Here is a 24,153-nt window from a genome sequence, read left to right as displayed (position 1 = left end):
TGCGGGGTTTTTTGTTTACACAGGTATTTCATTATCTTTACATACACAAAAAAATATCTATTAAAATGTCTCACCTTATCGCACCATCCGTACTATCAGCAGACTTCGCAAATTTGCAGCGTGATATTGAAATGATCAATTCAAGCGAGGCCGATTGGTTTCATGTGGATGTAATGGATGGGGTGTTTGTGCCCAATATTTCTTTTGGGTTTCCGGTGGTGGAAGCTATAAAAAAACATGCTAAGAAACCTTTGGATATACATTTGATGATCGTTAATCCTGATCAGTATATTGAACGTTTTGCTGCTGCTGGTGCGGCGGTAATTACAGTGCATTATGAAGCTTGTACGCACTTACATAGAACGGTGCAGGCCATCCATGCGACAGGATGTAAAGCTGGTGTTGCCTTAAATCCGCATACACCCGTGGCATTACTTAAAGATATATTGGTAGATTTGGATATGGTACTGATTATGTCGGTAAACCCCGGGTTTGGCGGACAGCAGTTTATTGTCAATTCTTTGAATAAGATTGCTGAATTAAGGGCGATGGCCGCAATGGTAAATCCTGATCTGCTGATCGAGGTAGATGGGGGAATTGGTATACACAATGCAGCTTTGCTGTTAAATGCTGGTGCTAATGTACTGGTGGCTGGAAATGCCGTGTTCGCCGCTCCGTCGCCTACAGAAATGATTGCAGCACTTAAACAGGTTGAGGGTAGGCTGGTGCAACATGGGTAGTAGGGCCTGCCTGTTATTCTTTCTCGTTTTTTTAGGCTTTACACAACTGTATGCACAGCCACTGATTAAAATATCCGGGCTGGTGGCAGATGAATCGAAACGCCCTTTACAACAGGTAACGGTGACGGTATTGGGACAGCGGCAATCTACCGTTACAGATATACATGGTGCTTATCATATTTATTCCAGTCAAAAGGTTTTTACCATCAAATACACTTTGTTAGGGTATAACCCGGTTTTGGTCAACGTAAGACAGGATAAAGCAGGTAGGATTGTGCAGGATATTGTATTGAGTGTTAATCCGAATGAGCTGGAACAGGTAACCATTACTAACAAGCAGAACCAGTTGAGCAACAGTATTACTATTAATATTAATGATGCCTCAAATTTGCCTTCAGTTTCCGGAAATTTTGAGGCCATTTTGAAAACACTACCCGGTGTATCACCCAATAACGAGATGAGCAGTCAGTACAGTGTTCGTGGAGGGAGTTTTGATGAGAACCTGGTGTATGTGAATGGCGTGGAGATTAGCAGACCAATAATGGTTCGAAATGCGCAGCAGGAGGGTCTGAGTTTCATTAACACAGATCTGCTTAGTTCTGCCAGGTTTTCTGCCGGTGGTTTTGAAGCGCGGTACGGAGATAAACTATCGTCGGTACTGGATGTAAAGTACGACAGGCCTGACAGCAGTAGCGCAGTTTTAAACGCTGGTTTATTAGGTTTGTCACTGAGCTCGAAAATTTCACAGAAAAACAGTTACCTGCTGGCAGGATTGAGGTACAAAAATAACGCCGGGATATTAAACAGTCAGGATACTAGAGGTGTTTATACGCCCAACTTTACTGATGTACAGTTGCTTTATAACCATGATTTGTCGGATAAATTCAGTGTGAATTTATTGGGGAATTTCAATAGTGGAATATTTAAACTGGTTCCTGAAAGTCGTGAAACAGAGTTCGGGACTTTAAATGCATCGGTACGCATGAATGTGGACTATGATGGTGAAGAAAAAGATAGTTATCAGACCGCAGGTGGAGCTGTTACTTTTAAATTTATTCCCAGGTCTAACTATGTAATGAAATGGATAAACAGCTATTTCAGAACAGATGAAAAGGAACATATTGACACGAAAGCATGGTACGAATTTGAGGGAAAAACTGATGGTTCGAGCGCTGGAATTGTATCGGGAAGCAGAGGAGTGGGGACATATACGAACTACGCAATGAACGCGCTTACTTCTGGAATTTTTAGCACGGAACTTAAAGTCGATCAGATCTTTAAAAATCATACGTTTTCATGGGGAGTACGGTTTGAACGTAAAAATTACAATGATAACTTAAAGGAGTACACCCGCGCTGAGTCTTTTGAAAGTACCCTGCCGGTAGTTAATGGTATTTATCAGGAGGAGCAGATTGATGTAGAAAATAAATTGGCTATTCAGTATTATAGTGCATATCTGCAGGATAGCTATAGCTTGTCGGCCAATACCAATCTGCAACTGGGAGTTAGAGGGAATTACAATGATTTAAGCAACCAGTTTTTATTGAGTCCGAGGTTACTACTGGCTTATCGCCCAGGTAGTAATAATAAGATATTTCGTTTTACTGCCGGTGTTTATCAACAGGCTCCAGATTATAGAAGCATCAGAAATTTTAATGGAGTACTTAATTTAAAACAGGAGGCACAACGTGCTTATACGACTTCGGCGGGCTTAGATTATGCGTTTGACGGATTGGGAACACGGCTGAAGTTTAGTTCAGAACTTTACTTTAAATATATGGACAGGCTGGTCCCTTATATGATGGACAATGTAAGGGTAAAATACCTGGCCGATGCACAAGCGAAGGGTTATACTTATGGTGTTGATTTTAACCTGGGGGGAGAGTTTGTTAAAGATCTGCTGTCGTACTTTCGGTTATCGGTTATGAAGGCCGGACAGAACATCAGAAATGATGCTCAGGGGTATATGAAGCGACCTACTGATCAGCGGATCAACTTTTCGGCTTACTTTCAGGACCGTTTGTTGAATAGCCCGACTTACAAGGTACATTTGAGTTTGCTTTATGGCGCCAAACTGCCTGTGGGATCGCCACTTGCACAACAATATAGCGATGATTTTCACATCCCAGCCTATAAGCGTGCGGATATTGGCTTCTCCAAAGATTTTTTAGATGATTTTAGTGTCAAAAAATCAGGTTTTTTAGAGAAATATTTTAGTTCGTTTACCGCATATGTTGAAGTATTTAATTTGTTGAATATCAATAATACAGTTTCTTATTTGTGGTTGAAAGATGTGGATAACGTACAATATGCTGTTCCTAACTACTTAACGGGTAGAAGACTTAATGTTAAAGTGGTCATGAAGTTTAAAAAATCGAAATGATAAACGGCATAAAAATGTTACATTTACCATCAATAAAACTACTATAAAAAATGAGACATAATTTCGGCGCAGGACCCTGTATTTTACCGCAGGAAGTATTCAAGCAAGCATCAAGGGCTGTTTTAGATTTCAAGGACGGCCTGTCTATTCTAGAGATCTCACATCGTACATCAGAATTCGAAGCTGTTGTTGAAGAGACTGGAAAATTGGTTAAAGAATTGTTAAATGTTCCTTCCGGTTATTCCGTTTTATTTTTACAAGGTGGTGCCAGCTTACAGTTTGCTATGGTACCTATGAATCTATTGCCTGAAGGTGGTACTGCTGCTTACCTGGAAACAGGTGTGTGGGCTAACAAAGCCATCAAAGAAGTGAAGAACTTTGGAAAAGCAAATATTGTTGCTTCTTCTAAAGATGCTAACTATACTTTTGTTCCAAAAGGATATAGTATTCCTGAAGATAGTGCTTATTTCCACTGCACTTCTAACAATACGATTTATGGAACGGAAATGTTCGAATTACCGGTAACAAAAGTTCCTGTAGTTTGTGATATGTCTTCTGATATTATGAGCCGTGTGATCGATGTGTCTCAATATGACCTGATCTATGCTGGTGCACAAAAAAACATCGGCCCTGCCGGTTTGACCATCGTAATTGTTAAAGATGAAATTTTAGGTAAATCAGGTAGAGGTATTCCTTCTATGCTTGACTATAAAGTTCATATTGATGGTGGATCTATGTACAATACGCCGCCTGTGTTTTCTATCTATGTAGCGATGTTAAACCTGAGATGGTTAAAATCAAAAGGTGGTGTTGCCGAAATTGAAAAAGAGAACATCGCGAAAGCGAATGCTTTATATACTGAAATTGACAGAAATCCTTTGTTTAAAGGTACCTGTGCAGTGGAAGACCGTTCAAGAATGAACGTTTGCTTTGTAATGGAGAACCCTGAACTTGAAAAACCTTTCCTGAAATTTGCTGAAGAAAATGGCATTGAAGGTATAAAAGGACATAGAAGTGTGGGTGGTTTCAGAGCATCAATGTATAATGCTTTGCCAATTACAAGCGTTCATGCCCTAATAGAATTAATGCAGATTTTTGCAGAGAACCACAAATAAAATAAATTAATGATTAGAATACTTGCAAACGATGGGATCGATCCTATCGGTAAAAAATTATTAGAAGAAGCCGGTTTTGTGGTGGATACCGAAACTGTTCCTCAGGATCAATTGGTTGAAGCTTTAAAAAACTATGACGGTATTACGGTTAGAAGTGCTACCAAATTACGTAAAGAACTGATTGATCAGGTGCCTAATATTAAACTGATTGGCAGAGGTGGCGTAGGTATGGATAATATTGATGTAGAATATGCCCGTAGTAAGGGTGTGGCGGTGGTAAACACACCTGCTGCTTCTTCATTATCTGTTGCTGAGCTGGTATTTGCACATTTGTTTACAGGTATCCGTTTTTTACAGGATTCCAATAGAAAAATGCCTGTTGAAGGTGCTACTAAATTTAATGCTTTGAAAAAAGCTTATGCTGGTGGCGTTGAATTACAAGGCAAAACTATGGGTATCATCGGTTTCGGTCGTATTGGTCGTGAAACAGCTAAAGTTGCCCTTAGATTGGGAATGAATGTTTTGGCTTATGACCTTTATCCTGCTGAAGGTACTTTACCTTTAACTTTCCAGGGTGGTGTTTCTGTAGAGATCCCATTCAAAACGGTATCGTTGGATGAAGTAATTGCTAACAGTGATTTCATTAGCTTACATACGCCTTTTGCTGATAAACCTATTTTAGGTGCAGAAGAGTTTGCTAAAATGAAACAAGGTGTTGGTGTGGTAAACTGTTCAAGAGGTGGAACCATTGATGAGGCGGCTTTAATTGCAGCTTTAGACAGTGGTAAACTGGCTTTTGCAGGATTAGACGTTTTTGATAACGAACCAACTCCGGATGCTGCAATTTTACAGCATGCTAAAATATCTTTAACGCCTCATATTGGTGCTGCTACCAATGAAGCTCAGGAACGTATCGGTACTGAACTGGCTTCGTTAATTATCGAGCACTTTAATAAATAGTAAGAATTCAGAAAGCGGTTGTTTAAAAGTATACTTTTGAACAACCGCTTTTATTTTAACCAAATATGCCCTGTATTAAACCCTTCTGCGCGTTTATGCCCGCAGTGTCTTTGCAATCGCTTGTTGTAACGCGGCCGCTTGAAAATTACAGTACTGGTGAAGCACGTTTGATTGCTTCGGAAAATGCTTGTAGTTTTTTGCACCTGATAGATCCTGAACTGGATAACCCCTATTTACGCGGTACAAAACAAGAACTCGTCTTTAAAAAAATCAGTGAAAATTTAGAAGGGTTTATTGAGCATAAATACCTGGATAAACAGGCTGATCCTTCCATTTACGTCTACCAGGTATTACACGATGGGCTGGTTCAAACTGGTATCTGGACATTAACGCATATTGATGATTACCTGGAGGGCAGGATTAAAAAACATGAATCGACGGTGGAACGCAGGGAGAAGCTATTGGCGGACTACTTGCAGCAAACAGGGTTGGATGCCAATCCTGTGTTGATTACTTATCACCCCAATGCTGTTGTAGATGGCATTATAAGGCAATATGTGGAGTTGCAACCCTTGCTGGATTTTGTTTTTGCGGATGGCTCGGCACATAAAGTATGGGCAATTTCGGATAAGCAGGATATTGAGGCTATTGTAAAGGCATTTGACGAGATTCCGGCTGTGTATATAGCCGACGGTCATCATCGTGCTGCATCAATGGCAAAAATGGGGCTACAGAAGAAAAAACTTAATGAAAAGAAACACCAGGGCACTGAACTGTATAATTATTTTAGTACCGTATATATGAATACCGAGGAGGTTAAGGTACTTGAATTTAATAGATTGGTGAGGGATATTGGTGGTTTGAGTAACGAAGAGTTTATGTCGGGGTTAACACGATCTTTTTTAGTAGAGATGGTGAATGGACCGGTACGGCCTGATGGATTGCATAGAATAGGGATGTACTTTGACGGACAATGGTATGTGCTTATTCCGAAGCCTGAAATATACGATGAACACAATCCGGTTGATGTACTTGACGTAAGTATTCTGCAGAATTTTATTCTGGAACCTTTGCTGAAAATTAAAGATCCAAGAACGGATGCAAGACTTACTTTTGAAGGAGGGAGGACACCAGTTAGTGATTTGCAGATTAAGGTGGATAATGGGCTGTTTGCGGTAGCTTTCGTATTGTACCCGACCTCTGTGTCACAAGTTATAGCTGTAGCTGATGCAGGAGGGGTAATGCCACCTAAGTCGACCTGGGTAGAGCCTAAGTTTTTAGTGGGGTTGCTGACCAGCTATTTTAATTAAAGCGAATTGGTAAGCGTCCAGTATTTATAACCTAGTATTGCTTTTTGTAGCTTGGTCAATTTCATTGGATCCACTTTGTATAATTTTGGTAATAGTAGTTTATTCAGCTTAACGAGTATTCTAAAAAACTGTTTCTTCATTTCTTTTTGTTAGACGGTTTATTTTTTTTGTGAAAAACCAAAACAGCACTGCAATTGCTAAGACTAATGATGCAATAGTCATTTTTAAGAAGTTGTTATCTGCATTTAATGATAATGCTTCTTTGCTAAGCTGTTCGTTTTGATCTTGCAGCGTTTTTATTGCCTGCTTGTAATTTTCTATTCTATCACTCGTTTGATTCGCATTATTTTTAACGGCGGTTACTTCAAGGTCTTTATATTCCATTAAGGTTTTAAGTTCTTTAAAGATATTGTTGTCATTCAGGACAATCTGCCTTAATATTTCATTGGAGTTTTTAATGTCTCTTTTTGTTTGAAAGCCGAATATCCCTGTGCGTGCATTCAGACTCTCATCGTATTGACCAAATTTAGCACTGCGTTCTGCTAATAAAGCATTGACTCTTAGCCGCTGTGTTTGATAGGCACTTGTATCTGCCTGGAATGCTATCGCGTCAAAAGAGAGGCAAATCAATAAGAGCAGGAATATTTTTTTAACCATTATTTTAGGGTTTGTCAGGTATCAAGCAAACTCCATGCCTCGGCTTTAATTTTGAAATTTGGTTTTACAATAGCCCAGGTAGTTTTGAAAAGTTCAGAGTTGCGGTAAGCATTTAAATGTTCTTCATCCTGCCAGTGACTGATGGTAAAGAATATTTCCGGATGGGTATGATCTTGTAGTAATTGTACGGAGGTGCAGCCTTTAAAGCTGGCTATTTTAGGTTGTACAGCTTTGAATACAGTTTTAAACTCGGCAATAAAACTTGCATTGAAGTGCATTTTAACCAGGCGGACTAACATATAATTTGTTTATGGGTGAAATTCTACCCTGACAATATCGTTGAGATGTAAGCCAAGTAAGCCACTTGCTTTTCCTTTGTTGATGGCAATTTCCAGGTGGTTACTAATACCGAACAGGCAGAGTTTTTCTCCTTCAGGTACTTCGTTATAATGCCAGCTAAGCTGACTGATAGTTTCGCTTTTTCTAAAGTACAGGGTGAAATCTCTGTTCCTTTGAATTTTGGTAAAGAGCTCTTTAGTAATGTTGGTGATGACATTACTGAAAGTATCGATATAGATCACGCTACCCCTGATGATATCGCGCTCAATTACCGGATTTAGCAGCATTCTTTCTTCTACACTTTCGGTAGGTACACCAATGTCTTTTAGCTTGGCACCTTTTGCCAGTTGGGTGGCAGCCTTTACAAAAATATCGACCAGTGGAAAATGCAGGTACTTTAAATCCTGCATAATATTTAGTTCTACAATTTCTTCAGGCTTGTCTTCAAATAACAAAGAGAAAATACCATTATCGGCACCTACAAAAAAATGATCTTTATGTTTTAAAGCGATGTATTTTGTGTGCTCACTGTATACAGAATCAATACCAATCAAGTGAACTGTACCTTTTGGAAAGTAAGGATAAACGTTTTTTAAAACGAAGGCCGCATGAGAAATATTGAAGGATGGAACCTCATGTGTTACGTCAACAATTGTAGCTGTCGGCAAGATACTCAGTATACTTCCCTTAAGGGCAGCCTGATAGAAATCTTTTGAACCTAAATCTGTTGTTAAAGTAATAATGGCCATTAAAAATTGAATATTTATTCTTAATCTTGCGTAAGCGGCAAATCGCGTACAAATATTCAATTTTTATATCAAAATATACACTCCTATCTAAAAAACAATATTTTGAACGAACTGAAATTAACATTAGAATCGGTAGATCCGGTACAATTTTGGGGCACAAACAATGAGCATTACGAGCTTATAAAAAATGCTTTTCCAAAATTAAAAGTTGTAGCAAGAGGTAATGAAGTTAAGGTACTTGGTGATGATCAGGAGCTTAAAGGTTTTGAGGCGAAGTACAACCAGCTGCTGGAGCACCTGGAAAAGTATAGCTCACTAAACCCAAGTGATGTGGAGTCAATTTTAGTGTCAAAAAAAACATCGGCACCTGCTGAAAATGGAGCTGAGAAACCAAGCGGTGGTGGCGGAGGTGGAGAGGTGATCGTTTTTGGTACGAATGGTTTAATGGTAAAAGCCAGAACCGCAAATCAGCGGAGAATGGTTGACAGCATCGGAAAGAATGATGTATTGTTTGCTATTGGCCCGGCTGGAACAGGTAAAACCTATACCGCTGTTGCCCTTGCTGTGAGAGCTTTGAAAAATAAAGAAATCAAACGCATTATATTAACACGTCCTGCTGTAGAGGCTGGTGAGAATTTAGGCTTCCTTCCCGGCGATTTAAAGGAAAAGGTAGATCCTTATCTTCGACCGCTATATGATGCCCTGGACGATATGATCCCTGCGGAGAAATTAAAAACTTATATTGAGAACAGAACGATTGAGATTGCTCCTTTAGCCTTTATGCGTGGTAGGACACTGGATAATTGTTTTGTAATTTTAGATGAGGCACAGAACTCGACAGATTTACAGTTAAAAATGTTCCTTACCCGCATGGGGCCCTCAGCTAAATTTATTGTAACAGGTGATGTAACACAGATAGATTTACCAAAGAAGCAGATGTCGGGCTTACACAATGCATTACGTATCTTAGATGATATTCCTGGTATAGAGATTATTTATCTGACCGGAGAAGATGTGGTTAGGCATAAACTCGTAAAAAGAATATTAAAAGCCTACGGCGATATACAGTAACAGGTGTTGGTATTTAGATGTTAATATTTAGAATTCAGATGTTGGTATTTTGAATTTAGATATTAGTATTTAGATATTAGAATTTAGATATTTGTGATTAAAAAAATGTAATTGGAATGCTCTGGGTATAGGCTACCTGTCTTTATCTAATTACTAACTACTATAACAAAAATGACAGCAATTAAAGAAACAAATTTTAGCTTTCCAAAACAGACCAGTTTTTATAAAGGAAAAGTGCGCGACGTATATACGATCGATAACCGGTTTATGGCGATGGTGGTTACAGACAGGATTTCTGCGTTTGATGTGGTTTTGCCAGAAGCAATACCTTTTAAAGGACAGGTATTAAACCAGATTGCGGCTAAGTTTTTAAGTGCAACAAAGGATATTGTTCCAAACTGGGTGATTAGTGTACCGGATGAAATGGTAACGGTGGGCCGCATTTGCGAGCCTTTTAAAGTTGAAATGGTGGTGAGGGGATACCTGGCTGGTCATGCCTGGAGAGAATATAGTGCTGGCAGACGTAGTGTTTGTGGTGTAGAATTACCTGAGGGCCTGAAAGAAAATGATAAACTTCCAAAACCTATCATTACACCAACTACCAAAGCGGCTGTTGGTCATGACGAGGATATTTCAAGAGCAGATATTTTAGCAAAAGGAATTGTTTCTTTAGCAGATTATGTTCAGCTGGAAAACTATACTTATGCTTTATATGAGCGTGGTACACAAATGGCAGCTGAAAGAGGACTGATCCTTGTTGATACCAAATATGAGTTTGGTAAAGTTGGAGAAGAGATCTTTTTGATCGACGAAATTCATACGCCAGATTCGTCCCGTTATTTTTATGCTGAAGGCTACGCGGAACGTCAGGATAAGAATGAACCACAGAAACAATTGTCAAAGGAGTTTGTACGCAAATGGTTAATTGAGAATGGCTTTCAGGGAAAAGACGGCCAGGAAATTCCGCTGATGACCCCGGAAATTGTTAACTCTATCTCTGATCGTTATATTGAACTTTATGAGCAGATTACAGGCGATAAGTTTGTGAAAAATGAACAGGCAAATGTGGTAGACCGCATTGAAAAAAATGTAATTGGCTTTTTAAATAGTCTTTAAACATTTATACAAAAAATACAGATTCCTGCTATCCGGCAAGGTAGTATACTTACATATGTATCTGTTTAAAATTATTATAAGTTTTAAACAGATACATATATCCAGATAAAATTAATTACTTTCGTATCAGACTAAATAATCAATATCATGAAATTTTCAGTAGATAAGCATGAAAAGTATGTTGTTTTAAAACTCAACGAATCGAAGTTAACAAACGACAATACACCGAAGTTGAAATCTGAGTTCATTTTATTGAACACAGAGGGATACTGCAATATCGTATTAGACCTATCAGCAGTGAAGCAGTGTGATGATTCACAGGATTTGAGTAGCTTGCTTTTTGGAGACAGACTTTGTAAAAAAGCAAACGGATTGTTCATTGTTACCGGCATTAACCAGGTGGTAGCACAGATTTTAGAAATGTCTAATCTTGATCAATCACTAACAATCGTTTCTAAAGTAGACGAAGCAACTGACCTGATCTTTATGGAAGAAATAGAGAAAGAATTGTTGGGGAGCGTAGATAAAGATTAATGAAGTTTGAGGTTACTATTTTAGGCAGTAGTTCTGCAACCCCTGTATACAATAGGAATCCAACAGCACAGCTTTTAAACTGCAACGAGAAGTTCTATTTGATAGATTGCGGAGAAGGAACTCAGCAACAGCTGATCAGATATGGGTTTAAAGCAAACAAGATAGATTATATTTTTATCAGCCATTTACATGGTGACCATTATTTCGGCCTGATCGGACTGCTTTCCAGTCTGCATTTAAACGGCCGGATAAAACCCATGTATATATTTGCGCCTGCGGCATTGGAAGAAATTCTCGCCTTACAGTTTAAACATTCTGAAACGGTGATCAGGTATCCGATTGAATTTGTGGCAACGCAAACTGATACACCTGCCAGGATTTTTGAAAATGCGGACCTGTCAGTAGATACTTTTGTATTAAACCACAGGATTCCCTGTACTGGTTTTTCTTTTGTACAGAAGAAAAGGTTGCGTAAGCTGATGATTGAAAAGTTAGAAAGCGAAGAAATACCTGTAGAGTATTACCCTTTATTGAAAAGAGGTGTAGATCTTGACTTACCGGATGGTCGTGTTTTGCTGAATGCAGATTATACCACCGATTCGGAACGCCCGAGAAAATATTGTTATTGTTCGGATACTTTGTTTGACGAAGGATATCTGGAAAGCATAAAGAATTGTGATACTTTGTATCATGAAGCTACTTTTTTGCATGAGATGCTAGATAGAGCAAATCAAACTCACCATACAACAGCATTACAGGCTGCTGAGGTAGCTAAGATTACTGGAGCCGTAAAACTACTTATCGGACATTTTTCATCCCGTTATAAGAGTTTACAGCCGTTGCTGGATGAGGCGAGAACGGTGTTTGAAGATACGGAACTGGCAATAGAAGGAATTACTTATCCTATATAATTCCGGAAGAAGAAAGCATAAAAAAACCTGATCAAAATGATCAGGTTTTTTTGTTTATAACTGTTGATTAAACTATTTGTCTTTTTTACCTCCGCCGAATATAGAGAAATGAACATAACGTTTAGGATTCTGTTTTAGGTCGATCATCAGGTTATCCAGGTTCTTAGACGCATTGTTTAAATTCTCGTACATTTTTGCATCGTTAACCAGCATCCCTAAAGAACCTTCTCCATTATTCACTTTACTAACAATGCTCTGCAAATCTGCCATTGCTTTATTTGCATTATCAATGGTTTGTTTAAAATTAGCAGCAGCAACCTGGTCGGTAACCGTGTTGATGTTGTCTAAAATAGCATTGATTTTTTCGTTGTTCTTTTTTAGGTTATTTGAAATTGCTTCAACATTGGCTAAAATAGCAGATACTCTTGAGCCTTCTGATCCTACCAGGTTATCTACTTTTTTAGATGTAGCTTCCAGGGAAGTTAGGGTAGAGGCTATGCTGTTAAAGCTTTTGTCAACGTTTTTCTGGAAATCAGGATTTAAAATAGAGTTTACACTGGTTAGTATAGAATCCATTTTGCCAATAATCAGTTCTGCTTTTTTCTGAACCGGTTGTACCGTTTCCAGTAATCCTTTCGCTACGTTAGCATTTAGCGTATCACCATCCTGTGCATAGTCGGTACCTGTCCCCAGCGCCATTACAATCGCTTTACTGCCTAAAAGATCGGTGCCTTCCAGTTTTGCAATACTGTTTTTTGGGATTTCATATTTTCCGTTGATTTTTAGTGTTGCCAGAATGGTACCGTCTGATTGTAACTGTAGTTTATCCACACGTCCGATCTGAAAACCATTGATTAAAACGGGCTTAGATACACCCAATCCATCTACATGGGTATATTTGGCGTAAAGAACCGTTTCGTTCGAAAAAATGGCATTACCCTTAAGGAAATTATACCCTATAATCAATAAGGTAATAGAAAAGGCTGCCATTATGCCTACTTTGGTTTCGTTTGCGATCTTCATTCGGTATGATTTAATTTATCTCAGTTTCTTTTTTATATGTTTTTACAGCATTATAAATAGAGTTTACAATTTCATCCTGTCCGCTTGCCGAATTCATGTAATCCTCTTCATTAGGATTGGAAATAAAGCCTATTTCTGTTAAAACAGCAGGCATTCCACATCGCTGTAAAATTAAAAGTCCTTGTTCCTTTACACCTCTATTTACCCTTTTGCTATCTTCAGTATAGTTGTTCTGAATCAATCGGGCTAGTTTAAGGCTCTTGTCTCTAAATGTATTTTTGAACAAAGATAGTATAATAAATGTTTCAGGATCATTAGGGTCGTAACCATCATAATTCTCCTTGTAATTTTTTTCGAGCTTGATATCTGCATTCTCCCTGATCGCTGCATCCTGCTCATTTAAGCGGTGTGATCCTGCTACAAATGTTTCAGTGCCGCTGGTAGATGTATTTTTTACATAACCATATTTGGCTACTTTTTTACCTTTTTTTGTTTTGGTATAGCCCGTTACCACTTTTCTGTCGGGCATAGAGTTACAGTGTATGGAAATAAAGATATCAGCTTTGTTATCATTAGCCAGTGCAGCTCTTTTATGGAACTCCACATCAATGTCTGTTTTTCTGGTATAGAGGATTTTAACATCAGGCATTTCATCTTCAAATTTCTTGCCTAGTTTTAAGGCTACTTTTAAAGCTACATTCTTTTCGAGAGAATAACTACCGGCTGCGCCCGACTTTGGTCCGCCATGTCCTGCATCAATAACAATAGTTTTTACTTTATATCCCTGAGAAAAAGCAGCTTGTGTACTTGTGAATAATGAAATGGCAAAGAGGAATACAATTTTTTTTAATCTCATCTGTCTTTAATCTTTATTATAAATTATTTGTATTGTGTTACTAACCTTCAATACCTTTCCTGTAATTCTGAATAGCTTTCAATAAGCATTCCGTAATTTCATTTTGTCCTGATTCAGAGTTCATGTAATTCTCTTCATCCGGATTGCTGATGAAACCTATCTCAGTTAAAATGGCTGGCATCCCTGCTCTTGCCAGTACTGCAAGGCTTTTTTCCTGTACGCCACGATCAACGCGACCTACATTTACATATTGATCCTGTACCAGCTTTGCCAGTTTTAAACTCTGTGTGCGAAAGGTATTTTTCATCAAAGATAGGATAATAAAATTTTCAGGGTTATTTGGATCGAAACCTTCGTAGTTTTCCTTGTAGTTATCCTCCAGAAATATGGCAGCATTTTCTCGCTTGATTACTTCATCCTGTTCATTCATCCGGCCCATACCTGATACGAACGTTTCTACACCTTTCGTAGATGTACTTTTTCGGGATACCGTTTCTCTAATAGGCACTCTTTTGCCTTTAACCTTCTTATAGCCTGTAATTACGGTTGTACGGTGCACCGGCATATCATTACAATGGATTGAAATAAAAAGATCTGCTTTGGCATTGTTGGCAACGGCAATACGCTCGTATAGGGGAATAAACTCATCTGTAGTTCGGGTATAAATCACCTTAACATCGTGCATATTTGCTTCTATGGCAGCGCCGAGGTGTAATGCCGTTTTTAAGGCCACGTCTTTTTCTGTGGAGTATAATCCTCTTGTTGATCCGTCGCGGCCACCATGACCTGCATCAATAACAATGGTTTTTATTTTATATTCTTGTGTAAATGCTTGATTACCAGATGTAATATTGATGATTGCAGAAATAAATATGATCAAAATTACATTTGGTCTGAGCAATGGTATATTTTTCATTAATTTTGAACGTTTTGGATTAAACATTAATGCAAAAATAACATTCACACACGAATTTGAAACTTTTACGCTATATCATTTTTATAAAAGCGATTGTTTTATTAACATCTGTTAGTAACCATGCGCTTGCTTTCACTTCTTTTTCTACTTTTCAGGTTGTTCAGCAAACGGACACCACTAAAAAGGACAGCCTAAAAAATAACCTTGCAAATAAGGGGAGTATGCCAGGAAAAGCTCAGGATACGACAGCATCCGAGAAAATTCAGTATACGGCAAAAGACTCTGTTTCCTTTAGTAAGGACAGTAGTATTGTTTATTTATATGGAAAGGCCAGGGTGATTTACCAGGGCCTGGAACTGGATGCTGAATACATCACATATAACAATAAAACGAATGTGATTTATGCCAGAGGCGTTATGGATGCCAAAGGTAAATATGTGGGGCGACCAATTTTTAAGATGGAAGGACAGTCGACATCAAAGGCTGATTCCCTGAAGTTTAATACGGTTACGAAGGCCGGTAATATATGGGGCGTTTATACAGAGCAGGAGGGTGGATTTTTTACCGGCGGAAAGGCGAAGAAGCAGCCTGACGATGAGATACATAGTAAGGGACAAACTTATAGTACCTGTAATTTACCACATCCCCACTTTGGTATACATTTTACCAAGGCGATTGTCACGGAAAACCAGATTATTGCGGGGCCGCTTTATTTAAAAATTGAAGATATTCCGCTACCGCTGGGTTTACCATTTGCATTCTTTCCCAAGCCAAACAAGAAAAGTTCAGGGATTATTTTGCCCACCCCAGGTGAAGATTACTCGAGGGGTTTCTTCTTACAGGATGGTGGATATTACCTGGGACTGAGTGATTATTGGGATGCAAAAATAACAGGCTCTATTTATTCTTATGGATCTTATAGTGCAAGGCTAGCTTCTAATTACACCAAAAGATATAAGTTTAACGGTAATATAAACCTGGATTATGCGAATAACAAATTTGGGACTGAAGGTACACAGGATTTTAGCAGGAGTAAGGATTTTAAGATCAACTGGAGCCATTCGCAGAATCCAAATGCCAAACCTGGAACTACTTTCTCTGCAAGTGTAGATGCGGGGACAAATACTTACGACAGGGCGACTGCAGCAGGTGGAACCTATGATCCAAATGTTATTGCAAGAAATACTTTAGGCTCAAGTATTTCTTACGGACGTGTTTTTGGTAATGGGATCAATATGACTTCAGCTTTACGTCACTCACAGGAAACAGCAACCAAAAATGTTAGTTTAACTTTGCCTGATGTTACCTTATCTGTACCTACATTTAATCCTTTTAGTTCTAAAAATCAGGTAGGTGAACAAAAGTGGTATCAGAAGATATCGGTAGGTTATAGTATGCAGGCTACCAATAGCATTAGCTCTCCGGATTCTTTGCTTTTTAGAAGAGAAAGCCTAAGCAAATTCAGAAGCGGTGTGCAGCATAACATTCCCATCAATATGGCATTTAACGTATTGAAATATTTTAACTTTAATACTGGAGTTAGCTACCTGGAAAGATGGCACTTTCAAACCATCAGAAAAACCTACGCCAAAGTTCCTAATGGCGCTGATGCAGTTTTTATAGACACAATACCAGGTTTTAACAGGTCTGGGCAGTATTCAGCAAGTGCCGGTCTGTCAACGAAAGTATATTCTACGGCACAATTTAAGAAATTCGGTAATTTTAAAGCGTTACGTCATGTAATGACTCCTAGTGTTAACTTTAGTTATACGCCGGATTTTTCTGATGTCAGAAAAGGGAACTATAAAAATGCACTATACCAGAATGGGGATACGGTTTTTACAACTAATTATGAGGGACAGCGTGTACCACTTAAATATTCTATCCATGAAGGTTCCGCTTATGGAGGACCTGGAGAGGGTAGAAGTGCAGTTATAGGTTTTTCACTCGATAATACAGTGGAAGCAAAGGTATTGTCACCAAAGGATACTACAGGTACCGGCGAAAGGAAAATTCCGATTATTCAGGGTTTAGGTATCAGCGGATCTTATAACCTGCTGGCAAAAGAATTTAAACTATCCACCTTAAGCTTTAGTGGTCGTTCACAGTTTACCGATAAATTAGGGATTAACTATTATGGTACATTGGATCCTTACTTGTATAAAGACAGTACAAATTCAATTACAGGTAGAAGGCAAAGGGTTTTAGTTGATAAATATACCTGGACGCAAGGTAAATTGCCTCGTTTAACGAATTTCGGATTTTCATTTAGCTATAGTTTAAATCCTGAGGCTTTGAAAAAGAAAAATGATACGGAAGATAAGTTAAAAGAACAAAAAAATGCAGGTGCAATTACGCCTGAGCAGGCTGAAGCTTTGGCCAGAGTAAGTCGCGATCCAAATGCATTTGTTGATTTTAATATTCCATGGAACTTTGCTTTCTCTTACACCTTTAACTACAGTACTGATAGGGTTGGAGAAAATGAACAAATAACCAATACACTGAACTTTAATGGTGATGCCAATATTACCCCGAAATGGAAGGTAACTTTTAGCTCGGGATGGGACTTTAAACGTAAGACACTTTCTCAAACTAATTTCTCTATTTACCGCGATTTACATTGCTGGGATATGGCCTTTACATGGGTTCCATTTGGTTTTTATCAGAGTTATTCAGTGGATATTAAAGTTAAGGCTTCGATACTTCAGGATTTGAAACTGAGCAAAAGAAAAGGATATTACACTAGATTCTAAACGGATTTTTATGGTAGCAGAAATTATTACAATTGGTGATGAAATACTGATTGGCCAGATTGTGGATACGAATTCCGCATGGATGGCCAGAGAATTGAACTTAATTGGCATAAAGGTGAAACAGGTTAGTTCTGTTTCTGATGATGCAGATCATATCATTGAGGCATTAACGCTTGCCGAAAAACGTGCGGATATTATCTTGATTACCGGTGGTTTGGGCCCCACTAAAGATGATGTCACTAAAATTACCATGGCGAGGTATTTTAACATGGGCCTTAGACGGGATCAGGAAACGCTTGAACATGTAACGGATATTTTTGTAAAGTTTAATAAACCTATGATTGACGTTAACCGCAAACAGGCAGATGTGCCTGACGGTTGCACGGTTATTAAAAATAAAAATGGTACTGCGCCTTGTATGTGGTTTGAGGAGCATGGAAAGATATTTGTATCGATGCCTGGGGTCCCTTTTGAAATGATGTACCTGATGAGCGAGGAAATTCTTCCGCGTTTGAAAAAGGCCTTTAAACTCCCTGCTATTTTTCATAAGACTATACTGACAGCTAATATTGGCGAGTCTTTTTTAGCGGTTGAGATTGAGGATATTGAAGATAGCTTACCATCACATATTAGGCTTGCTTATTTACCAAAACTGGGTCAGATCAGATTAAGGCTTAGTGGAACTGGTGCGGATGAAGCTATCCTTAAAAAGGAAGTAGAGGGTTATGCTCAAAGAATCATCGATAGGGTAAAGAAACATGTAGTTATTGATGAAGACATTGCGCTGGAGAAAGCTTTGCTGGATATGATGGAGGCCAACCAGCTCACTTTATCAACCGCCGAAAGTTGTACCGGGGGATATATTTCGCAGCTAATTACACAGCACCCGGGATGTTCGTCTGTATTTGCCGGCGGCGCTGTAACCTATTCTAATGCGCTTAAAATGTCAGTTTTAGGTGTTAAAGCAGAAACACTGGAAGCTTTTGGAGCAGTAAGTGAACAAACTGTGAAAGAAATGGCTTACGGGGCCAGGGTTAATTTTAAAACTGACTACGCAGTAGCTGTAAGTGGTGTGGCAGGTCCGGATGGCGGAACTCCCGATAAACCTGTTGGTACTGTGTGGATTGCTGTTGCAAACCAGCATCACGTAATTGCCCGTTTATTTAATTTTAGTAATCGTCGTGCACAGAACATTGAGCGTTCGGCCATAGCTGCTTTAGCCATGGTTTTGAATGAACTGAAACAAGATGTGGGTTAAGTGTTCAAAATACTTTACTTTTGCACCCGATACAAATCATAAAATAAAAAATGGCTCAATACGAATTATTGTTACCTAAAATGGGGGAGAGTGTTGCGGAAGCAACTATTATTAAGTGGGTTAAACAGCCTGGTGATAGGATTGAACTTGATGATACCGTTTTAGAAATTGCAACTGATAAGGTGGATTCTGAAGTTCCTTCGCCGATAGCCGGGAAGTTGGTAAAGCAATTATTTAAAGAAGATGATATTGTACAGGTTGGTGCAGTGATTGCAATTATAGAAACAGATGAAGATTCAGCTGTATTTAATGAGGTTGTTGAAGCATCTGCTGTAGCACAGGAAACACCTGCTGCGCCTATTGTTGAAAATATACCGGGTGTTGAACAACTTGAATTTGCTGCTTCATCGGATCGCTTCTATTCGCCCTTAGTAAAGAATATTGCTGCGCAGGAAGGTATTCAGCTTGCCGAATTAGATAATATTAACGGAACAGGATCTGATGGCCGTTTAACAAAGGATGATCTCTTAAATTATATTCAGGCTAGAAAAGGCGGACAGTCAGTTCCTGCTAAAGATACTGCTGCTTCACCTGTAGCGAAGCCTGTTGCTCAGCCATCTGTGGCTACGCAACCTGTAAAGGCTACAGCTCCATCAACTACAACGAGTGTAAGTGGTGGTGATGAAATTATAGAGATGGATAGAATGCGTAAGCTTATCGCTGATCACATGATTATGAGCAAGCAAACTTCTCCGCATGTAACTTCATTTGTTGAAGCTGATGTGACGAATATGGTTATGTGGCGTGAAAAAGTGAAAAGGAATTTTGAAAAACGTGAGAACGAAAAAATTACCTTCACACCAATTTTTGTGGAAGCTGTTGCTAAAGCCATCAAAGATTTTCCAATGATCAATGTATCGGTGAACGGTACGCAGATTATTAAGAAAAAAGATATTAATATTGGTATGGCAGCAGCCCTACCAAGTGGAAATTTGATTGTACCTGTTATTAAAAATGCAGATCAGTTGAATTTGGTGGGCCTGACCAAATCTGTTAACGACCTGGCATTACGTGCGCGTAATTCTAAGTTGAAGCCAGATGAAACGCAAAATGGTACTTTTACGCTGACAAACGTAGGTTCTTTTGGTAATATCATGGGGACACCTATTATTAATCAGCCACAGGTTGCTATTTTAGCTGTTGGTGCCATTAAAAAGAAACCTGCCGTGTTGGAAACTGAGTTTGGTGATGTAATTGCCATCAGGCATATGATGTTCCTTTCTTTATCGTACGATCATAGGGTTGTAGATGGTGCACTTGGCGGTTCATTTGTTCGCAGGGTTGCCGATTATTTGGAAAACTGGGATACAAACAGAGAAATATAAAAAGCGTTATAATAGAAAAAGGCCTCGTAAGAGGCCTTTTTCATGATCAAAACAAAACAATAGTTAGCCTAATAAAACACCTTCATCGGCCAGTGCCTTAATTTGCTGCTCAGTGTAAGTGTATTTGCCTGTGTGGGCAATGAATACATCTTTCTGCTCCAGCAATGTACGGTTAGCGATAAGGTTTTTCAGGCTTACATTTCCGATTACATATTTGTAATCATCACGTGAGAATCTTTCTACAATATTTTCGATCTGTAGTTTTTCAACTGTATATTCATGTACATAACGCAGGTAAACTTCCAGTTGTACATCATCGGTATGAATAAGGCCATTGTGTTGGTGATACTTTTTATACTCGTAACGGTAATCATATCTTAAAGCTGCAATATCAGATAGCACAGCTGCACCAGTAGGATGACCACCAGCTCCTTTTCCGAAGAAGAATTGTTTATCTGCAAAAGCAGCCTGTACAGTTACGCCATTATATTCATTTTCTACATTGAAAAGGAAATCATCAGTTTTAACAAACTTTGGCAATACATAAGTTACCACCTGTTTGGTGCTTATTTTACGTGCTGTAGGAACCAGTTTAATCTTATAGTTCTTTTCTCTTGCATATCTGATGTCATTCTCAGAAAGATTCTGGATACCAATGTTCAGAATGTTATCAGGATTAATAAACAGTCCGTAAGCATGTGCAGTTGCAATAGCCAGTTTAAATTTAGGATCGTAACCACCTACGTCCAGGATAGGGTTGGTTTCTGCAAAACCAAGGTCCTGAGCTTGTTTTAAAGCAACGCCATATTCCAGGTTCTCGTTAAATATTTTTGACAGAATGTAGTTCGAAGAACCATTGAAAATGCCGCTGATACCGTGAAGTAATTCGTTGTCGTAGTATTCTTCCAGATTTCGAATGATTGGAATACTTCCGCACACTGCACCTTCGTAAAGCAAAGAAGCGTCGTGTTTTTCCTGCAATTCAACCAGCTCAGCAAGGTGCGTAGCAATCATTTTTTTATTGGCAGAAACTACGTTTTTACCACTGATTAATGCTCTTTTAACGATGTTGTAAGCAACTTCGGCATCATCAATTAATTCTACAATTGTATTGATTTCACTGTTGTTTAACAGTTCATCATGATCTGTTGTAAAAAGGTGTGCATCTAACGTACGTTTCTTTTCTGGATTTTTAATTGCAATCTTAATGATTTCAAGATTCAAATCCTGACCGCGGATGATATCATGTAAACCCTGGCCAACTACCCCAAAACCAAATAACCCAATTTTAAGTTTCTTGCTCATCTAAATTCTAAATATTATGCTGTTTTATGTAATTTAATTATTTTCTTGTAGACACTTTCTTTAAGGAAATTGCCAATAACATTGGTTAGTGTATCGGTTTCGATAAGGAAACCATCATGTCCGTATGCAGTTTTTAGGTTATAAAATTCTGCACCTGGAATATGTTTTGTTAAAAATTCCTGCTCTGATAATGGGAAAAGTACATCGTTGTCAATTCCTATAACCAATGTGTTTGCTTTTACCAATCCCAAAGCTTCGGTAACGCCTTGTCTGCCGCGCCCAACATTATGACTGTCCATCGCTTTACTTAGATACCAGTAGCTGTAAGCATTGAAACGTTTACATAGTTTTTCTCCCTGGTAGTTCTGATAAGAAGCTGCCCGGAAGCCGCCTGTTTTATCGTTTACGCTTTCCAGTTGTGTTGCGGCATAAGCATCATAAGTTCTGTACGATAACAAAGCAATGCTTCTCGCTACTTTCAGGCCTTTTAATCCACCGTCAGGTTTTTGAGCGTAAAAACTACGGTCAGCAGTAATGGCTAGTCGCTGACTTTCATTGAAAGCTATGCCCCATGGAGAGTGAACGGCATTTGTAGCAATTAAAATAAGGTTTTCTACAATGTTTGGATCAGTGATGGCCCATTCTAACGCTTGTTGTCCGCCTAAAGATCCACCGATAAGTACCTTTATTTGCTGGATAGCCAGGTGTTTAGCCAGCAATTTGTGTGCAGCAACCAGGTCTCTGATGGTAAACTCAGGGAAAGACAAGTAGTAAGGTAAGCCGGTTACCGGATTTTCACTTAAAGGATTTGTACTTCCATAATGAGATCCCAATACATTTGCACAGATGATAAAATGTTCATCCGGGTTAAACAGTGCATTGTTTCCAAATAATCCATTCCACCAATCCAGCACATCAGAATTAGCTGTAAGCGCATGGCAAGCCCAGATCACATTGTCTTTTTTTGCATTTAGCTTACCATAAGTCTGATATGCAATTTCAACCTTGCGTAATTTCTTGCCACTTTCAAGCTTAAAGGTTTTGGTGTAATTATATGTGGAGATTATACTCATTATTATTTTCTGGAAAATGTATTAGATTCTTATCTCTTTAAAGCGGCAAAAGCTTGTTCAAAATCGGCCTTGATATCGTCGATGTGTTCAATACCAACAGATACCCTTAACAAGTTAGGTGTAACACCTGCATTCAGTTGTTCTTCATCACTCAATTGCTGGTGTGTAGTTGCTGATGGCTGTATGATCAAAGTTTTAGCATCGCCTACATTAGCCAGGTGACTTACGAGTTTTAAACTGTCTACCAATGTAGTTGCCTGTTCTTTTTCACCGTGCAATTCGAACGACAATACTGCTCCGAATCCGTTTTGCAGGTATTTCTTTGCATTGGCATGATATGGACTGCTTTCCAGACCAGGGTAATTTACGCTCTTTACTGCTTGATGACCTTCTAACCAGGTTGCCAAAGCAAGTGCATTGTCTACGTGACGTTGAACACGCAGTGATAAAGTTTCAAGTCCTTGTAATAACTGGAAAGAGTTGAAAGGAGAGATGGCCGGGCCGAAATCTCTTAGGCCTTCTACCCGTGCACGAATGATAAACTGGATATTGCCAAAAGGTCCGCCAATTCCAAACACATCATTAAATACCAATCCATGATATCCTTCTGAAGGCTCAGTAAACTGACTGAATTTTCCATTTCCCCAGTTGTAATTTCCTCCATCTACGATAACACCACCAATGCTGGTACCGTGTCCACCGATCCATTTTGTAGCTGATTGCACAACGATATGAGCACCATGTTCTAAAGGTTTAAACAGGTAACCTGCTGCGCCAAATGTATTGTCTACAATTAATGGCAGATCATGTTTGTTAGCAATAGCTGAAATCTTTTCGAAATCGATAATGCTGTAAGCAGGATTGCCAATACTTTCCAGGTAAATGGCTTTTGTATTTTCATCAATCTTCGCTTCGAAGTCTGAAGGATCATTGCCATTTGCAAATTTAACTTCAATGCCCAGGCGTTTAAAACCAACCTTGAATTGGTTGTATGAACCGCCATATAAGTGTGAAGAGGAAACGAAGTTGTCGCCAGCCTCTAAAATGTTGTTTAATGCAATGAATTGTGCAGCTTGTCCGGATGCAACTGCCAATGCAGCAACACCGCCTTCAAGTGCAGCAACACGTTTCTCAAAAACATCCGTAGTAGGGTTCATGATACGCGTATAGATATTTCCAAACTCTTTAAGTGCGAAAAGGTTTGCACCATGTTCAGAGTTTTTAAATCCGTAAGAAGTGGTTTGATATATAGGTACAGCTCTTGAGCCTGTTGTTGGATCTATTTCCTGACCTGCGTGTACTTGTAATGTTTCAAATTTATGAGAAGCTGACATATTCTTTTAGTTTTTTTGTATATGGTTTAATTAATTTCTTTTGGAATACATTAATGCTAAAAACGCATAAAAGTATATAGCTGTGTTGCGTACCCATAAAGGGCCTTCCGGATGAATTACTAGAAATGCAAAAGGAAGATTTAAAGATTACTGCATGCGACAGCACATACACATGACGTGTTGTGGGCAGCAATAATGACTAAGATTAGAAGTAATAGTTTTCATACGTTTAAATTTATCTTTCCAAACAGCACCATGCTGGTTGGTCAGGAATTGGCACCTTCTCCATTTTGGGAGGGTTGCCAGTGGGTCAAAGAGCCTGTCTCTCGCCACTTCTTTATAAATCAAACCTTGAAAATTCGAGG

At 38.8% G+C, this 24,153-nt stretch carries 22 protein-coding genes and 1 riboswitch; of the genes, 12 read left to right on the top strand and 10 right to left on the bottom strand.

The genetic code is table 11. The features are described 5' to 3' along the window. The first annotated feature begins 65 nt into the window (after window positions 1-65). The 5 genes from rpe to R2Q84_RS03080 all read left to right on the top strand — a co-directional run bounded on the left by rpe (window position 66) and on the right by R2Q84_RS03080 (window position 6,508). Complete coding sequence (gene rpe, locus R2Q84_RS03100) at window positions 66-740, top strand: ribulose-phosphate 3-epimerase (protein ID WP_316815062.1); 675 nt, start codon at window positions 66-68, stop codon at window positions 738-740. After that, window positions 694-3,123 (top strand): carboxypeptidase-like regulatory domain-containing protein, encoded by a 2,430-nt coding sequence (locus tag R2Q84_RS03095; protein ID WP_316815061.1) that lies wholly within the window; start codon window positions 694-696, stop codon window positions 3,121-3,123. The genes rpe and R2Q84_RS03095 overlap by 47 nt, the downstream gene beginning before the upstream one ends. Before the next feature lie 50 nt (window positions 3,124-3,173). Next, window positions 3,174-4,238 carry a 3-phosphoserine/phosphohydroxythreonine transaminase gene (gene serC / locus R2Q84_RS03090; protein WP_316815060.1) on the top strand — a complete coding sequence of 355 codons (1,065 nt, stop codon included), beginning with the start codon at window positions 3,174-3,176 and terminating at the stop codon, window positions 4,236-4,238. Between the two features lie 9 nt (window positions 4,239-4,247). After that, window positions 4,248-5,198, top strand: coding sequence for a D-2-hydroxyacid dehydrogenase (locus R2Q84_RS03085; protein ID WP_316815059.1), 951 nt, complete (start codon window positions 4,248-4,250; stop codon window positions 5,196-5,198). A gap of 65 nt (window positions 5,199-5,263) precedes the next feature. Next, complete coding sequence (locus tag R2Q84_RS03080) at window positions 5,264-6,508, top strand: DUF1015 domain-containing protein (RefSeq protein ID WP_316815058.1); 1,245 nt, start codon at window positions 5,264-5,266, stop codon at window positions 6,506-6,508. Here the strand turns inward: R2Q84_RS03080 and R2Q84_RS03075 are convergent. From R2Q84_RS03075 to R2Q84_RS03060, 4 genes are read right to left on the bottom strand one after another with little or no spacing between them, the layout of a single operon-like run. Beyond that, entirely contained in the window at window positions 6,505-6,648 is a 144-nt protein-coding gene (locus tag R2Q84_RS03075) for a hypothetical protein (RefSeq protein WP_316815057.1), read from the bottom strand. The two genes, R2Q84_RS03080 and R2Q84_RS03075, sit on opposite strands and share 4 nt — an antisense overlap. After that, window positions 6,629-7,165 carry a hypothetical protein gene (locus tag R2Q84_RS03070; RefSeq protein WP_316815056.1) on the bottom strand — a complete coding sequence of 179 codons (537 nt, stop codon included), beginning with the start codon at window positions 7,163-7,165 and terminating at the stop codon, window positions 6,629-6,631. The genes R2Q84_RS03075 and R2Q84_RS03070 overlap by 20 nt, the downstream gene beginning before the upstream one ends. 14 nt (window positions 7,166-7,179) lie before the next feature. Further along, window positions 7,180-7,464: an antibiotic biosynthesis monooxygenase gene (locus R2Q84_RS03065; protein WP_316815055.1), complete on the bottom strand. Its 285-nt coding sequence runs from the start codon at window positions 7,462-7,464 to the stop codon at window positions 7,180-7,182. A 9-nt stretch (window positions 7,465-7,473) separates the two neighbouring features. Further along, window positions 7,474-8,253 carry an SAM-dependent chlorinase/fluorinase gene (locus R2Q84_RS03060; RefSeq protein ID WP_316815054.1) on the bottom strand — a complete coding sequence of 260 codons (780 nt, stop codon included), beginning with the start codon at window positions 8,251-8,253 and terminating at the stop codon, window positions 7,474-7,476. Between the two features lie 102 nt (window positions 8,254-8,355). Here R2Q84_RS03060 and R2Q84_RS03055 point away from each other — a divergent pair, with 102 nt between their 5' ends. From R2Q84_RS03055 to R2Q84_RS03040, 4 genes are all read left to right on the top strand, one after another. Beyond that, a complete protein-coding gene (locus R2Q84_RS03055; RefSeq protein ID WP_316815053.1) occupies window positions 8,356-9,324 on the top strand; it encodes a PhoH family protein in 969 nt (322 codons plus the stop codon). Window positions 9,325-9,495: 171 nt separating this feature from the next. Continuing rightward, complete coding sequence (locus tag R2Q84_RS03050) at window positions 9,496-10,440, top strand: phosphoribosylaminoimidazolesuccinocarboxamide synthase (protein ID WP_316815052.1); 945 nt, start codon at window positions 9,496-9,498, stop codon at window positions 10,438-10,440. 147 nt (window positions 10,441-10,587) lie between these two features. Continuing rightward, window positions 10,588-10,974 carry an STAS domain-containing protein gene (locus R2Q84_RS03045; RefSeq protein ID WP_316815051.1) on the top strand — a complete coding sequence of 129 codons (387 nt, stop codon included), beginning with the start codon at window positions 10,588-10,590 and terminating at the stop codon, window positions 10,972-10,974. Next, a complete protein-coding gene (locus R2Q84_RS03040; RefSeq protein WP_316815050.1) occupies window positions 10,974-11,885 on the top strand; it encodes a ribonuclease Z in 912 nt (303 codons plus the stop codon). The genes R2Q84_RS03045 and R2Q84_RS03040 overlap by 1 nt, the downstream gene beginning before the upstream one ends. 72 nt (window positions 11,886-11,957) lie before the next feature. Here the strand turns inward: R2Q84_RS03040 and R2Q84_RS03035 are convergent, their stop codons facing one another. From R2Q84_RS03035 to R2Q84_RS03025, 3 genes are read right to left on the bottom strand one after another with little or no spacing between them, the layout of a single operon-like run. Further along, window positions 11,958-12,908 (bottom strand): MlaD family protein, encoded by a 951-nt coding sequence (locus R2Q84_RS03035; protein ID WP_316815049.1) that lies wholly within the window; start codon window positions 12,906-12,908, stop codon window positions 11,958-11,960. A 10-nt stretch (window positions 12,909-12,918) separates the two neighbouring features. Next, window positions 12,919-13,764, bottom strand: a complete 846-nt coding sequence (locus R2Q84_RS03030) for an N-acetylmuramoyl-L-alanine amidase (RefSeq protein ID WP_316815048.1) — start codon at window positions 13,762-13,764, stop codon at window positions 12,919-12,921. A 40-nt stretch (window positions 13,765-13,804) separates the two neighbouring features. Then, window positions 13,805-14,680, bottom strand: a complete 876-nt coding sequence (locus R2Q84_RS03025; protein ID WP_410478402.1) for an N-acetylmuramoyl-L-alanine amidase family protein — start codon at window positions 14,678-14,680, stop codon at window positions 13,805-13,807. A gap of 56 nt (window positions 14,681-14,736) precedes the next feature. On the opposite strand from R2Q84_RS03025, the gene R2Q84_RS03020 reads away from it, so the two are divergent. Genes R2Q84_RS03020 through R2Q84_RS03010 form a run of 3 tightly spaced genes read left to right on the top strand, consistent with a single transcriptional unit; the run spans window position 14,737 to window position 20,076 of the window. Beyond that, on the top strand, window positions 14,737-17,433 hold the full coding sequence (locus R2Q84_RS03020; RefSeq protein WP_316815046.1) for a putative LPS assembly protein LptD: 2,697 nt from the start codon (window positions 14,737-14,739) through the stop codon (window positions 17,431-17,433). 10 nt (window positions 17,434-17,443) lie between these two features. Next, window positions 17,444-18,691: a competence/damage-inducible protein A gene (locus tag R2Q84_RS03015; protein ID WP_316815045.1), complete on the top strand. Its 1,248-nt coding sequence runs from the start codon at window positions 17,444-17,446 to the stop codon at window positions 18,689-18,691. Between the two features lie 50 nt (window positions 18,692-18,741). After that, window positions 18,742-20,076, top strand: coding sequence for a dihydrolipoamide acetyltransferase family protein (locus tag R2Q84_RS03010; RefSeq protein ID WP_316815044.1), 1,335 nt, complete (start codon window positions 18,742-18,744; stop codon window positions 20,074-20,076). Window positions 20,077-20,139: 63 nt separating this feature from the next. Here R2Q84_RS03010 and R2Q84_RS03005 read toward each other — a convergent pair whose 3' ends face one another. The 3 genes from R2Q84_RS03005 to R2Q84_RS02995 are packed head-to-tail and all read right to left on the bottom strand — an operon-like array spanning window position 20,140 to window position 23,788. Continuing rightward, entirely contained in the window at window positions 20,140-21,381 is a 1,242-nt protein-coding gene (locus tag R2Q84_RS03005; protein WP_316815043.1) for a homoserine dehydrogenase, read from the bottom strand. Window positions 21,382-21,395: 14 nt separating this feature from the next. Then, the gene (metX, locus tag R2Q84_RS03000; protein ID WP_316815042.1) at window positions 21,396-22,454 is read right to left on the bottom strand and encodes an alpha/beta fold hydrolase; all 1,059 of its coding nucleotides are present in this window, start codon (window positions 22,452-22,454) and stop codon (window positions 21,396-21,398) included. A gap of 29 nt (window positions 22,455-22,483) precedes the next feature. After that, a complete protein-coding gene (locus R2Q84_RS02995) occupies window positions 22,484-23,788 on the bottom strand; it encodes an O-acetylhomoserine aminocarboxypropyltransferase/cysteine synthase (protein ID WP_316815041.1) in 1,305 nt (434 codons plus the stop codon). 232 nt (window positions 23,789-24,020) lie between these two features. Further along, window positions 24,021-24,134: riboswitch (SAM riboswitch) on the bottom strand. Window positions 24,135-24,153: the final 19 nt, after the last annotated feature.

The sequence above is a fragment of the Pedobacter nyackensis genome (assembly GCF_032678475.1).
GTDB classification, from domain to species: Bacteria; Bacteroidota; Bacteroidia; order Sphingobacteriales; family Sphingobacteriaceae; genus Pedobacter; species Pedobacter nyackensis_A.
This window is presented reverse-complemented; position numbering and strand designations above follow the sequence as displayed.

Excerpts from the sequence above, each read along its gene's own strand:
- R2Q84_RS03085 (WP_316815059.1), top strand. The coding sequence starts at position 4,248 with ATGATTAGAATACTTGCAAACGATGGGATCGATCCTATCGGTAAAAAA.
- R2Q84_RS03025 (WP_410478402.1), bottom strand. The coding sequence starts at position 14,680 with ATGAAAAATATACCATTGCTCAGACCAAATGTAATTTTGATCATATTT.
- R2Q84_RS03050 (WP_316815052.1), top strand. The coding sequence starts at position 9,496 with ATGACAGCAATTAAAGAAACAAATTTTAGCTTTCCAAAACAGACCAGT.
- R2Q84_RS03010 (WP_316815044.1), top strand. The coding sequence starts at position 18,742 with ATGGCTCAATACGAATTATTGTTACCTAAAATGGGGGAGAGTGTTGCG.
- R2Q84_RS03045 (WP_316815051.1), top strand. The coding sequence starts at position 10,588 with ATGAAATTTTCAGTAGATAAGCATGAAAAGTATGTTGTTTTAAAACTC.
- rpe (WP_316815062.1), top strand. The coding sequence starts at position 66 with ATGTCTCACCTTATCGCACCATCCGTACTATCAGCAGACTTCGCAAAT.
- R2Q84_RS03070 (WP_316815056.1), bottom strand. The coding sequence starts at position 7,165 with ATGGTTAAAAAAATATTCCTGCTCTTATTGATTTGCCTCTCTTTTGAC.
- serC (WP_316815060.1), top strand. The coding sequence starts at position 3,174 with ATGAGACATAATTTCGGCGCAGGACCCTGTATTTTACCGCAGGAAGTA.
- R2Q84_RS03065 (WP_316815055.1), bottom strand. The coding sequence starts at position 7,464 with ATGTTAGTCCGCCTGGTTAAAATGCACTTCAATGCAAGTTTTATTGCC.
- R2Q84_RS02995 (WP_316815041.1), bottom strand. The coding sequence starts at position 23,788 with ATGTCAGCTTCTCATAAATTTGAAACATTACAAGTACACGCAGGTCAG.
- R2Q84_RS03060 (WP_316815054.1), bottom strand. The coding sequence starts at position 8,253 with ATGGCCATTATTACTTTAACAACAGATTTAGGTTCAAAAGATTTCTAT.
- R2Q84_RS03075 (WP_316815057.1), bottom strand. The coding sequence starts at position 6,648 with ATGAAGAAACAGTTTTTTAGAATACTCGTTAAGCTGAATAAACTACTA.
- R2Q84_RS03030 (WP_316815048.1), bottom strand. The coding sequence starts at position 13,764 with ATGAGATTAAAAAAAATTGTATTCCTCTTTGCCATTTCATTATTCACA.
- R2Q84_RS03080 (WP_316815058.1), top strand. The coding sequence starts at position 5,264 with ATGCCCTGTATTAAACCCTTCTGCGCGTTTATGCCCGCAGTGTCTTTG.
- R2Q84_RS03035 (WP_316815049.1), bottom strand. The coding sequence starts at position 12,908 with ATGAAGATCGCAAACGAAACCAAAGTAGGCATAATGGCAGCCTTTTCT.
- R2Q84_RS03040 (WP_316815050.1), top strand. The coding sequence starts at position 10,974 with ATGAAGTTTGAGGTTACTATTTTAGGCAGTAGTTCTGCAACCCCTGTA.
- metX (WP_316815042.1), bottom strand. The coding sequence starts at position 22,454 with ATGAGTATAATCTCCACATATAATTACACCAAAACCTTTAAGCTTGAA.
- R2Q84_RS03005 (WP_316815043.1), bottom strand. The coding sequence starts at position 21,381 with ATGAGCAAGAAACTTAAAATTGGGTTATTTGGTTTTGGGGTAGTTGGC.
- R2Q84_RS03015 (WP_316815045.1), top strand. The coding sequence starts at position 17,444 with ATGGTAGCAGAAATTATTACAATTGGTGATGAAATACTGATTGGCCAG.